At 64.5% G+C, this 11,698-nt stretch carries 8 protein-coding genes and 1 pseudogene; 3 read left to right on the forward strand and 6 right to left on the reverse strand.

The window, feature by feature from the left end; all coding sequences use genetic code 11:
- The first annotated feature begins 215 nt into the window (after positions 1-215).
- The 3 genes from P9272_RS30720 to P9272_RS30730 are packed head-to-tail and all read left to right on the forward strand — an operon-like array spanning position 216 to position 5,421.
- Complete coding sequence (locus P9272_RS30720; RefSeq protein ID WP_278163673.1) at positions 216-1,247, forward strand: efflux RND transporter periplasmic adaptor subunit; 1,032 nt, start codon at positions 216-218, stop codon at positions 1,245-1,247.
- A complete protein-coding gene (locus P9272_RS30725) occupies positions 1,244-2,317 on the forward strand; it encodes an efflux RND transporter periplasmic adaptor subunit (protein WP_278163675.1) in 1,074 nt (357 codons plus the stop codon). The genes P9272_RS30720 and P9272_RS30725 overlap by 4 nt, the downstream gene beginning before the upstream one ends.
- Positions 2,317-5,421, forward strand: coding sequence for an efflux RND transporter permease subunit (locus P9272_RS30730; RefSeq protein WP_278163677.1), 3,105 nt, complete (start codon positions 2,317-2,319; stop codon positions 5,419-5,421). Before P9272_RS30725 ends, P9272_RS30730 begins: the two co-directional genes overlap by 1 nt.
- On the opposite strand, the gene P9272_RS30735 is transcribed toward P9272_RS30730, so the two are convergent.
- From P9272_RS30735 to P9272_RS30760, 6 genes and pseudogenes are all read right to left on the reverse strand, one after another.
- Positions 5,418-6,164, reverse strand: a complete 747-nt coding sequence (locus tag P9272_RS30735; protein ID WP_278163679.1) for an ABC transporter ATP-binding protein — start codon at positions 6,162-6,164, stop codon at positions 5,418-5,420. The two genes, P9272_RS30730 and P9272_RS30735, sit on opposite strands and share 4 nt — an antisense overlap.
- A complete protein-coding gene (locus P9272_RS30740) occupies positions 6,161-6,997 on the reverse strand; it encodes an ABC transporter ATP-binding protein (RefSeq protein ID WP_278163681.1) in 837 nt (278 codons plus the stop codon). The genes P9272_RS30735 and P9272_RS30740 overlap by 4 nt, the downstream gene beginning before the upstream one ends.
- Positions 6,994-7,914 (reverse strand): nickel transporter permease, encoded by a 921-nt coding sequence (nikC, locus tag P9272_RS30745; RefSeq protein ID WP_278163683.1) that lies wholly within the window; start codon positions 7,912-7,914, stop codon positions 6,994-6,996. The genes P9272_RS30740 and nikC overlap by 4 nt, the downstream gene beginning before the upstream one ends.
- The gene (locus tag P9272_RS30750; protein ID WP_278163685.1) at positions 7,911-8,981 is read right to left on the reverse strand and encodes an ABC transporter permease; all 1,071 of its coding nucleotides are present in this window, start codon (positions 8,979-8,981) and stop codon (positions 7,911-7,913) included. Before P9272_RS30750 ends, nikC begins: the two co-directional genes overlap by 4 nt.
- An 18-nt stretch (positions 8,982-8,999) precedes the next feature.
- Complete coding sequence (locus P9272_RS30755; protein WP_278163687.1) at positions 9,000-10,631, reverse strand: ABC transporter substrate-binding protein; 1,632 nt, start codon at positions 10,629-10,631, stop codon at positions 9,000-9,002.
- Between the two features lie 266 nt (positions 10,632-10,897).
- A pseudogene (locus P9272_RS30760) lies at positions 10,898-11,596 on the reverse strand (peptidoglycan-binding protein); the annotation flags it as partial.
- Positions 11,597-11,698 lie beyond the last annotated feature (102 nt).

An 11,698-nucleotide genomic window follows, 5' to 3' on the forward strand; every position in this document is an offset into this window, starting at 1 on the left:
GGTCCTCCCGGCTGGCAAGAAAACTGTCACCCATCTAATCGGTCCATTCTGTTACCTATCTATCCGGTTCGGACACCGTCAGCGGCGGCCCCCGCGGCTTGACGGGAACCATGAGCAGGAAAGCGACATCGTCCGCCTTGCCGTCTTCGCCACACCGCCTTCCTTTTCGTCCAAAAACGTTGTTGCTGCTCGCCTGCGCCGGCGCGGCGATTTCGATGTCCGGCTGCCAGAAGCAGCAGGCGGCGGAAAAGAAATTGCCGGTGGTGGTGACGACGCAAACGGTCGCCCTCGCCGACTACGCGCCGCTAACCTCGCTGACCGGGGTGATCGCTGCCCGCACGCTCAACAATCTGTCGTTCCGCGTCGGCGGCCGGGTCGCGGAGCGGCTGGTCGATGTCGGCCAGCATGTCGATCAGGGCGAGGTGCTTGCCCGCATCGATCCACAGGAACAGGAATCGGATCTGCGCTCGGCGCAGGCCGACCTCGACGCAGCGCAGGCGCAGCTCACCCAGGCCGCGGCCACCTACCAGCGGCAAAAGACGCTGCTTTCCCAGGGTTTCACGACAAGGCGGGATTTCGACACCGCCGACCAGACGCTGAAAGTGGCGCAAGGCAGCGTCGATGCCGCGCAGAGTGCCTTGGCCAACGCCAAGGAGAACCTGTCCTACACCGAGCTCAAGGCGGGAGCAGCCGGCGTCATCACGGCGCGCCAGGTCGAGGCCGGGCAGGTGGTGCAGGCGGCGCAGACCGTGTTCACTATTGCCGAGGACGGCGACCGCGACGCCGTCTTCAACGTGCACGAGACGCTGGTTGCCCAGACGCCGCCCTCGCCTGCGGTGACGATCACTCTGCTGTCGGATCCGCAGGTGCGCGCGGTCGGCAAGGTGCGCGAAATCTCGCCGGCGGTCGATACCGCGTCGGGATCGATCCGGGTCAAGGTCGGCATCCCCGACACACCTGCCGGCATGCCTTTGGGCGCGGCCGTCATCGGCACAGTCAGCGCCAAGTCTGTGAGAGCGATCCTGTTACCCTGGCAGGCACTGACATCGGCTGCCGGCAAGCCCGCCGTCTGGATCGTCGATCCGGCGACCAAGACTGTGACGACGGCTCCGGTCGAGGTGCTCGCCTTCGATTCCGGCGGCGTCGTCGTCGACAAGGGCTTGCAGGAAGGCCAGAGCGTCGTCACCGCCGGCGGGCAATTGCTCAGCCCAGGACAGACGATCGAGATGGCGGGGGCGACCCAATGAACCGGTCGCCGCGCATCGCTTCGCTGCTGGTCCTTGCAGCGCTCGCCGCCTGCTCGCGCTCGGAGGAGAAGCCGCCTGAGGTCATCCGGCCGGTCCTGTCGATGGTGGTCGAGCCGAAGACCATCGAGACCTTCGGCTTTGCCGGTTCGGTCGAGCCGCAATACAGCGCCGACCTCGCCTTCCGGCTGCTTGGCCGCGTCGTCTCGCGCGACGTCAGGGTCGGCGACCTCGTCACCAAGGGCACGACAATCGCGGCGCTCGATCCGACAGCGCTGGACCTTGCCGTCCAGGCCTCGAAAGCGGATCTGTCGAACGCGCAGGCGCAGTTCATCAACGCTGCCGCCAGCGAGGATCGCCAGCGTCAGCTGCTTGCCTCGGCCAACACATCGCAAGCCACATTCGATGCCGCGAAACAGGAGCGGCAGGCGGCGGAAGCCGGCGTCGAGCGGGCCAACGCCGCTCTGGCCAAATCGCAGGAGCAGCTTGGCTATGCGCGGCTGTTCTCCGATTTCGACGGCGTCGTCACCGCGGTCGGCGCCGAGGTCGGCCAGACCGTCTCGCCGGGACAGATGATCGTCACCGCGGCGCGTACCGTTCCGCGCGAGGCGGTCATCGACATCCCCGATCAGCTGACCGGCGACCTCACCGTCGGCATGCCCTTCGAGATCGTCCTGCAATCGCTGCCGACGATCAAGACACAGGCCAAGCTGCGCGAGATCGCGCCGCAGTCGGAAGGCGCCACCCGGACAAGGCGCGTGAAGCTGACGCTGGTCGATCCACCGACGGCGTTCCGGCTCGGCTCGACGATCACGGCGACGCGTGTGACCGAGGTCGCGCCGACGATCGAATTGCCGATATCGGCACTGCTGGAAAAGGATGGCGCCACCAAGGTGTGGATCGTCGATCCGCAATCCTCCAGCGTGAGCACGCGCGAGATCAAGGTTGCGTCGAAGAACGGCAGCAGCTTCACGGTGGCCGGAGGGCTCGAGGCCGGCATGCGCGTCGTCACAGCCGGGGTCCACAGCCTCACCGAAGGCCAAAAGGTCAAAGTGCCGGAGGGCGGCGTCTGATGAAGGGCTTCAACCTCTCCGACTGGGCGCTCAGCCACCGCTCCATGGTCTGGTATTTCATGCTGGTGTTCGTGGCGGCCGGCATCTTCTCCTATCTCAATCTCGGCCGCGAGGAAGACCCGGCCTTCACCATCAAGACCATGATCATCCAGGCCAACTGGCCTGGCGCCTCGGTCAAGGAAACCGTGCAGCAGGTGACCGACCGGATCGAGAAGAAGCTCGAGGAGCTCGACAGCCTCGACTACACCAAATCCGTCACCACCGCCGGTCAGACCGTCATCTTCGTCAACCTGAAGGATACCACCAAGGCGCGCGACGTCGTGCCGAACTGGCTTCAGGTGCGCAACATGGTCAACGACATCAAGGCGCAGTTTCCGCAAGGCGTGCAGGGGCCGTTCTTCAACGACCGCTTCGGCGACGTCTACGGCAACATCTATGCCTTCACCGCCGACGGGCTGACGCCGCGCCAATTGCGCGACTATGTCGAGGATGTCCGCACCAAGATCCTGACCGTGCCGAATGCCGGCAAGGTCGATCTGGTCGGCGCCCAGGACGAGGCGATCTATCTCGAATTCTCGAGCCGGCAGATCGCGGCGCTCGGCCTCAACCAGCAGCAAATCGTGGCCAGCCTGCAGGCGCAGAACGCGATCACGCCGTCCGGCGTCATCGAGTCCGGACCGGAGCGCATCAGCGTGCGCGTCGGCGGACAGTTCACCTCCGAGGAAAGCCTTCGCGCCATCAATCTGCGCGTCAACGACCGCTTCTTCCGACTGAGCGATGTCGCCACGATCAGGCGCGGCTATGTCGACCCGCCGACGGCCCTGTTCCGCTTCAACGGACAGGATGCGATCGGGCTTGCCATAGGCATGAAGCCCAACGCCAACCTGCTGAAATTCGGCGAGGCGCTGCATGAGGAGATGCAGAAGGTGCTGGCTGACCTGCCGGTCGGCGTCGGCGTGCATCTGGTCGCCGACCAGCCTGTGATCGTCGAGGAGGCGGTCTCGGGCTTCACGCGGGCGCTGTTCGAGGCCGTCGCGATCGTGCTCGCCGTCTCCTTCGTCAGCCTCGGCATGCGCGCCGGCTTCGTCGTGGCGCTGTCGATCCCGCTGGTGCTGGCCATCACCTTCACGGTGATGGCCTATCTCGGCATCTCGCTGCAGCGCATCTCGCTCGGCGCCTTGATCATCGCGCTCGGGCTATTGGTCGACGATGCGATGATCGCGGTCGAGATGATGGTGGCGCGGCTGGAGGTCGGCGACAATCTGCGCAAGGCGGCGACCTATGTCTATACGTCGACCGCCTTCCCGATGCTGACGGGAACGCTGGTGACGGTCGCCGGCTTCATCCCGATCGGCCTCAATTCGAGCGCGGCCGGCGAATACACTTTCACGTTGTTCGTCGTCATCGCGGTATCGCTGCTTGTGTCATGGATCGTGGCGGTGCTGTTCGCGCCGCTGCTCGGCGTCACCATCCTGCCGGCGACGATGAAGGAGAAGCACCACGACCAGCCCGGGCGCCTCACCTCGCTGTTCCGGCGCGTGCTTGTCTTGTCCGTTCGCCGCCATTGGCTGACCATCATCGTGACAGTGCTTCTGTTCGCCGGCTCGGTCGCCGGCTTCGGCCTCGTGCAGCAGCAGTTCTTCCCGCGATCCGACCGGCCGGAGCTGATCGTCGACTGGAACCTGCCGCAGAACTCCTCGATCACCGAGACGCGCGACCAGATGGAACGCTTCGAGCAGCGGGCGCTGGTCGGCAATCCCGACATCGATCACTTCAGTTCCTATATCGGCCAGGGCGCCGTGCGTTTCGTGCTCGCCTATGACGTGCAACCGGCCAATCCCTATTTCGGCCAGACCGTCATCGTCACCAAGAGCATCGAGGCCCGCAACCGGGTGAAACCAGCGCTGGAGAAGCTGCTGCGCGAGGAGTTCGTCGGCACCGACGCCTTCGTCAAATTGCTGGAGCTTGGCCCGCCGGTCGGAAGGCCGGTGCAATACCGCGTCGGCGGTCCCGACATCCAGACGGTGCGGGAACTGGCGCAGCAATTCGCCGGCGTGATCTCGGCCAATCCGAAGCTGGCCGCCCCCACCTTCGACTGGAACGAGCCGCAGCGTGTGCTGAGGGTCGACGTGCTGCAGGACAAGGCGCGGCAGCTCGGCATCACGTCGTCCGACATCGCCAGCGCTCTGAACAGCACGGTGGGCGGCTCGACCATCACACAGGTGCGGGACGCAACCTATCTGATCGACGTCGTGGCGCGCTCGCGCGGGGCGGACCGCAGCTCGATCTCGACGCTGCAGAACTTGCAATTGCCGACCGGTACCGGCGAGTCGATCCCGTTGGCGGCAATCGCCAGCTTTCGCTACGACCTCGAACAGCCGACGGTCTGGCGCCGCAACCGCACGCCGACGATCACCGTGCGCGCCGGCCTGGTCGGCGACGTGCTGCCGGCGACCGTCGTCAACGAGCTGAAGCCTTCGGTCGACGCCTTCATCGCCAAGCTGCCGCCTGGCTATTCGGTCGAGACCGCGGGCTCGGTCGAGGAAAGCGCCAAGAGCCAGGGGCCGATCGCGGCCGTCGTGCCGTTGATGCTGTTCATCATGGCGACCATCCTGATGGTGCAGCTGCAGAGCTTCCAGCGCCTGTTCCTGGTGGTGGCGGTGGCGCCGCTCGGCCTGATCGGCGTGGTGGCGGCCCTGGTGCCCAGCGGCGCGCCGCTCGGCTTCGTCGCCATCCTCGGCGTGCTGGCGCTGATCGGCATCCTGATCCGCAACTCGGTCATCCTGATCGTGCAGATCGAGGACCTCGTCGCCGAAGGCAAGGACCGCTGGGCGGCGGTCATCGAAGCGACCGAGCACCGCATGCGGCCGATCGCGCTGACGGCGGCCGCCGCCAGCCTGGCGCTGATCCCGATCGCGCGCGAAGTGTTCTGGGGACCGATGGCCTATGCCATGATGGGCGGCATCATCGCCGGCACGGCGATCACGCTGCTGTTCCTGCCGGCGCTCTATGTGACGTGGTTCAGGATCAAGGAACCGAAGGAGGAGCAAGGCAACGATGCGGACACCGTCGCTGTCCCCGAAACTCAAGGCGCAGAACGCTAGACCCGCACGAACCCCTCGCTCGCCCTGAGCAGATTGCGCGTATAAACATCGCTGACACGGTGCCCGATCAGCTGGCTCGCGGTCAACGTCTCCACCGCCTCGCCGTTCTGCATGACCATCAGCCGCTCGCACATATGGGTGATGATGGCGAGGTCGTGGCTCACCATCAGAAAGGTGAGCTTGCGGCGGCGGCGGACCTCTTCCAGCAGGTTCAGCACTTCCGCCTGGACGGAGGCATCGAGCGCCGAGGTCGGCTCGTCGAGGAGAAGCAGCGAGGGTTCCAGGATCAGGGCACGCGCAATCGCGACGCGCTGGCGCTGACCGCCGGAGAGCTGGTGCGCATAGCGGAAGCGGAAGCCCTTGCCGAGGCCGACCTCGTCCAGCGCGCGCTCGATGCGCCTCTCGCCGTCGGCAATGCCATGGACCGCGAGCGGCTCCTGCAGCAAGCGGTCGACCGTCTGGCGCGGATGCAGCGATCCGTAGGGATCCTGGAACACCATCTGCACATCGCGGTAGAAGGCCTTGTCGCGGGTCTTGCCCAAGGTCTTGCCGTTGACGGTGATGGTGCCGGAAGCGACAGGCGCAAGACCGGTGATCGCCCTCAGCAGCGTCGACTTGCCGGAACCGCTCTCGCCGACGAGGCCGTAGGATTCGCCTTCCCTTACTTCGAGACTCACGCCCTTCAGCGCGCGAAAGCGGTCGAAAACCACTTCCAGCCCTTCGACGATGATGGAAGCCGTCATGCCGCCCACTCCGGCTTGCGGTCGAGCACCGGCAGTGGGTGGCGCTCGAAGCCGATCCTCGGCATGCAGTTCAGCAGGCCGCGCGTGTACGGGTGCTGGGCATCACGCAGTTCGGAAGCCTTGATCTGCTCGACGACCTTGCCGGCATACATGACGACGACACGGTCGCAGAAGGAAGAGACCAGCCGCAGGTCGTGCGAGATGAAGATCAGGCCCATGCCGCGCTCGGCGACGAGCTTGTCGAGGATCTTGAGCACGTCGAGCTGCACGGTAACGTCGAGCGCCGAGGTCGGCTCGTCGGCGATCATCAGTTCGGGTCCGGTGACCAGCATCATGGCGATCATGGCGCGCTGGCCCATGCCGCCGGAGACCTCATGCGGATAAAGGTCGAAGACGCGGGCCGGATCGCGGATCTGCACCGCCTGCAGCATGGCTAAAGCCCGCTCGCGCGCCTCGGCCTTGGATACTTTTTCATGCGTGCGCAGCGTTTCGACGATCTGACGGCCGATGGTCATCACCGGGTCGAGCGAATATTTCGGGTCTTGCAGGATCATGGCGATGCGGTTTCCCCGCAGTGACCGGCGCTGGCGTGGCGATATCGACAAAAGATCGATGCCGTCGAAGGCGAGCTTCTTCGCCGATACCTCGGCCTGCGGCGGGGTCAGGCCCATGATGGCGCGGCCGGTCTGCGACTTGCCTGAGCCGCTCTCGCCGACGATGCCCAACCGCTCGCGGCCAAGCGAGAAGGAAACGCCGCGCACAGCCTGCACGAGACCAGTGCGGGTCGGAAAGGTGACGCGCAGGTCGTCGACTTCGAGGAGCATGTCGCTCATTGGTCGCCGCTCCGGGGATCGAGCGCGTCGCGCAGGCCGTCGCCGAGCAGGTTGAAGCCGAGGCTGACGATCAGAATGGCGGCACCGGGGGCCGCCGCCACCCACCACTGGTCGAGGATAAAACGGCGGCCGGACGCGATCATGGCGCCCCATTCGGGCAGCGGCGGCTGCGCGCCGAGGCCGAGGAAGCCGAGGCCGGCGGCGGTCAGGATGATACCCGCCATGTCGAGCGTGACGCGGATGATCAGCGAGGAGATGCAGAGCGGCATGATGTGGCGCAGCACGATGCGGAAGGGCGAGGCGCCCATCAGTTGCACCGCCTTGATGTAATCGGAGTTGCGCACCGTCAACGTTTCGGCGCGGGCGATGCGCGCATAGGGCGGCCAGGAGGTGATAGCGATCGCCAGCACCGCGTTCTCGATGCCGGGGCCTAAAGCTGCGACGAAGGCGAGCGCCAGCACCAGCTTCGGAAAGGCGAGGAAGATGTCCGTGATACGCATCAGGATCGTGTCGGTCCAGCCGCCGGCGTAGCCGGCGACCGTGCCGACCAGCAGGCCGATGGGAGCGGCGATGATGGCGACGAGGATCACCACATAAAGCGTCCAGCGCGCGCCATAGACGATGCGCGAATAGATGTCGCGGCCAAGGTCGTCGGTGCCGAACCAATGCGCGGCGCTCGGCGCCAGCAGGCGGGCATTCTTCAGATCGCCGACGGTAGGCGAATAGGGCGCCAGCACATCGGCAAAGGTCGCGACCACCAGCAGCGCGATGATGATGAGCATGCCGACCAACGCCAACCGGTTGGCGGAGAATCGGCGCCAGGACACATAGGCGCGGCCGAGCCTTGCCTGCAGGCGCGATGCCGGCCGGTCGCTCAGCAGCCACGCGCGCCTGGATTGGATGGTTTCAGCGCTCATCCGACCTTCGTCCTTGGGTCAAGCAGCCGGTAAAGCAGATCAGACAGAAGGTTGATGGCGATGAAAACCGAGCCGATGGCGATGGTGCCTCCCAGCACCGCGTTCATGTCGGCATTCTGCAGCGAATTGGTGATGTAAAGGCCGATGCCCGGCCAGGAGAAGACGGTCTCCGTCAGCACAGAGCCTTCGAGCAAGTTGGCGTATGAGAGCGCGATCACAGTCACCATGGGCACCGCCGCGTTGCGCAGCGCGTGGCCCCAGATGATGCGCGTTTCCGACAAGCCCTTGGCCCGCGCCGCGACGATATATTCCTGCGCCAACTCGTTCAGCATGAAGGAGCGGGTCATGCGGCTGATATAGGCTAGCGACAGATAGCCGAGCAGCGCGGCCGGCAGGACGATATGACGCCAGGCATCGTGGAAGACGTCCCACTGCCCCTGGACCGCCGAATCGAGCAGGTAGAACCCGGTGATCGGCGTGAAGGTGTATTCGTAGACGACGTCGAGCCGCGCCGGGAAAGCGATCCACTGCAGCTTGGCGTAGAATAGCACCAACCCGAGCAGCCCCAGCCAGAAGATCGGCACCGAATAGCCGATCAGGCCGACGATTCGGGCAATCTGATCGATCAGGCTGCCGCGCTTGACGGCCGCCAGCACGCCTAGCGGCACGCCGATGATCGCGCCGATCAGCGTGCCCAGCGTCGCAAGCTCGATCGTGGCCGGAAAGACGCGGCGGATATCGGACATCACCGGATTGGTGGTCAGCACCGAAGTGCCGAAGTCGCCCCTCAACGCGCTTTTCACATAGATGTAGAACTGCTCGATCCATGGCAGGTCGAGCCCCATCTCACGGCGCGTGCGCTCGACGACTGCGGTGGGAGCCCTGTCTCCGAGCACGGCCAAAACCGGATCGATCGGGATGACGCGGCCGATGAAGAAGGTCACCGCGAGAAGACCCAGATAGGTCGTCACCGCGATGACCAGGAAGCGGCCGATAGACGACGCAAATGCGACGGCACGGTCGCTGCCGCGGCCTGCCGTCGCCGGCTGATTGTCGGCTACGCTCACGCGTGTCGTCCGCCGGGATTACTGCTTCGAGACCGGCCAGACGAAATTGGTATCGAAGCTCGGCCCGAGCTTGAAATCCTTGAGGTTCTTGCGCAGCCCGGCCACTTCCAGTTGCTGGTGGATGATGACGAATGGGCTGGTGTCGAGGATCTTCTGCTGCAGGTCCTTGTACATATCGGCGCGCTTGCCCGAATCCTTCTCCAAAAGCGCCGCCTCGGTCTCCTTGGTCAGGTCCGGGATGTCCCAGGCGTTGCGCCATGCCAACGTCTTGATTTTGGCGGCGTCGGAATTGTCCGGATTGGAGGCGAAGGTCTGGGCGTTGGAGTTCGGATCGAAATAGTCCTGGCCCCAGTTGCCGATATAGATGTCATGGTTGCGGGCGCGATACTTCGTCAGCGTCTGCTTGCCGTCGCCTGGGATGATCTCCAGCTGGATACCGGCCTGGCCGAGCGTCTGCTGGATCGATTCCGCCATGCCGGTGGTCGGCTGGCCGGTGCGAACGTCCATGGTCACCTTGAAACCGTTCGGCAGGCCGGCCTTGGCGAGCAGTTCCTTGGCCTTGGCGACATCGAGCTTGAAAGGATTGTCGTCGATCGCGCCGAGGTCGCCCTTGGGCAGGAAGGACTGGTGGATCTCACCTATGCCCTTGAGAATGGTGGTGCTCAACGCATCGTAGTCGACCAGATACTTGAAGGCCTGCCGGACCTCGGGCTTGGCGAGGTTCGGGTTCTTCTGGTTGAGGCTGATATAGTAGACCGTGCCCTTCGGCGCGCTGGTCGTGGTGAGATCGGCGTTTTTGGCTATGGCGTCGAGATCGTTCGGCTCGAGATTGCGGGCCACGTCGATGTCGCCGGCCTCAAGCGCCAGACGCTGCGCGGAGCTTTCCTTCATGTTCCGGTAGATGACGCGGGCGAGCTTGGCCTTCTCGCCATTGTAATTGTCGTTGCGCTCCAGAACGACGGCTTCATTCGCGCGCCATTCGCGCAGCTTGTATGGCCCGGAGCCGGCATAGCCCGTTTTCAGCCAGGCATTGCCGAAGTCGTTGTCCCATTTGTAATCGGCGCTCGGCGTGACGGCGGCGACATGCTCCTTGACCAGCTTCGAGTCGACGACGGAGGCCACGGTGGCGGACAAGCAGTTGAGCACGAAGCTCGGCGCATAGGCCTTGTCGACGACGAATTGGAAGGTGGTGTCGTCGACGGCCTTGGCCTTCTCGGTGACGTTGTCGCCGCTGATACCGAACTGGTTGATGATGAAGGCCGGGCTCTTGTCGAGCTTGATGGCGCGTTCGAAGGAATAAGCGACATCGCCGGCGGTGATCGGATTGCCGGAAGCGAACTTCATGCCGGGCTTGAGCTTGAAGGTGTAGGTCAGGCCGTCATCGGAAACTGTCCAGCTCTCGGCGAGGTCCCCCTTGACCTTGGAAGTATCGCTGAGGTCGAGGCGGACCAGGAGATCGTAGGTATTGCCGGTAACTTCGGCCGTCGACAGCTCGAACGCCTCGCCCGGATCCATCGAGATGATGTCGTCGATGGCAAAGCCCTCGACCAGCGTATCGGCCGGCGTAACCGCGAGGGCGGGCGTCGCTAGCAGCGCAGTCATGGCTACACCCGCAAGCAAGCTACGGACAGCAAACTTTTCCAGCATCATGGTGATCGTTCCCTGTTTTGTTGACCTGAGTTCCCGGCTCAGGGCTTCATTATTCTTCTCGAAGCCGGCCGCGGCTTGGACCACTTACCGTCGTGGTTTTTGTCCAGTTGGTCAACTCCCAATTCGACGGCGTCCGCTCTGCCGCATGGATTTTTGCCAGATGGCATATCGGACCAAATGAGCGACGATCCGTCGACCCATGCGCCAGCTAATTGCAGCCGCCGATCGAGAAAAATCTGCCTCTGTTTGAGACCTGGAAGTCGCCGCTATTTCAACTGCGCGACCAAGCCTGCATCGGGGAAACAGGTGGCGGGCTTGCCGTTCTTGGCCTGCCAGACGCCGATCGAGCGGCGCGTCTTGAAGCCGGGCAGCCCGTCGGCGCTGCCGACATCGTAGCCCTTAGCCTCGAGCGCCCGCTGCAAAGCGGCGATATCGGACCGGTGCAGGTCGCCGACCGCGCCCCAGGTGCCGACAAAGGTAGCGTCCCCCTTAGCGATGCGATCGGCTGCATGGCCTATGAACAGGCCGTAGAGATCGCTGTTGTTGTACTGCTTGATCACATAGAAGTTCGGCGTGACGACAAAGGCGGGGCCGCTGCGCCCCGCCGGCATCAGCAGGAAACCTTCGGCCTTCAATTCGCTTGCTGCAAATGCCTTGCCGTCAACGCGCCGGATGCCCATCGCCACCCAATCGGAGATCTTCTTGCCCTGGTCGGGGCCTTCAAGCGAGCAGGAGACATTTGCCGGCACCGTCACCTCGACACCCCAGCCGCGCCCCCTCACCCAGCCATAATGCACGAGGTAGTTGGCGATCGAGGCGAGCACGTCGGGCGTCGAATTCCACATGTCGGGCCTACCGTCGCCATCAAAGTCGACGGCGTGCTTGAGGAACGATGTCGGCATGAATTGCGGCTGGCCGAGCGCGCCGGCCCAGGACGATTTCATCGCGTTGACCGGCGCCAGGCCGGGGGGGGCCCGGGGGGGGGGGCGCCCCCCCCCCGGGGGGGGGGGGACGGGTTTTGTGGGGGGAAAAACCCCCGGGGGGCCCCCCCCCAAAAGAGAAAATAA

Source organism: Mesorhizobium sp. WSM4976 (genome assembly GCF_029625685.1).
Classification (GTDB): Bacteria; Pseudomonadota; Alphaproteobacteria; order Rhizobiales; family Rhizobiaceae; genus Mesorhizobium.

Bases quoted from the DNA above. Each gene is read 5' to 3' on its own strand.
- P9272_RS30720 (WP_278163673.1), top strand. From the start codon at position 216: ATGTCCGGCTGCCAGAAGCAGCAGGCGGCGGAAAAGAAATTGCCGGTG.
- P9272_RS30725 (WP_278163675.1), top strand. From the start codon at position 1,244: ATGAACCGGTCGCCGCGCATCGCTTCGCTGCTGGTCCTTGCAGCGCTC.
- P9272_RS30730 (WP_278163677.1), top strand. From the start codon at position 2,317: ATGAAGGGCTTCAACCTCTCCGACTGGGCGCTCAGCCACCGCTCCATG.
- P9272_RS30735 (WP_278163679.1), bottom strand. From the start codon at position 6,164: ATGACGGCTTCCATCATCGTCGAAGGGCTGGAAGTGGTTTTCGACCGC.
- P9272_RS30740 (WP_278163681.1), bottom strand. From the start codon at position 6,997: ATGAGCGACATGCTCCTCGAAGTCGACGACCTGCGCGTCACCTTTCCG.
- nikC (WP_278163683.1), bottom strand. From the start codon at position 7,914: ATGAGCGCTGAAACCATCCAATCCAGGCGCGCGTGGCTGCTGAGCGAC.
- P9272_RS30755 (WP_278163687.1), bottom strand. From the start codon at position 10,631: ATGATGCTGGAAAAGTTTGCTGTCCGTAGCTTGCTTGCGGGTGTAGCC.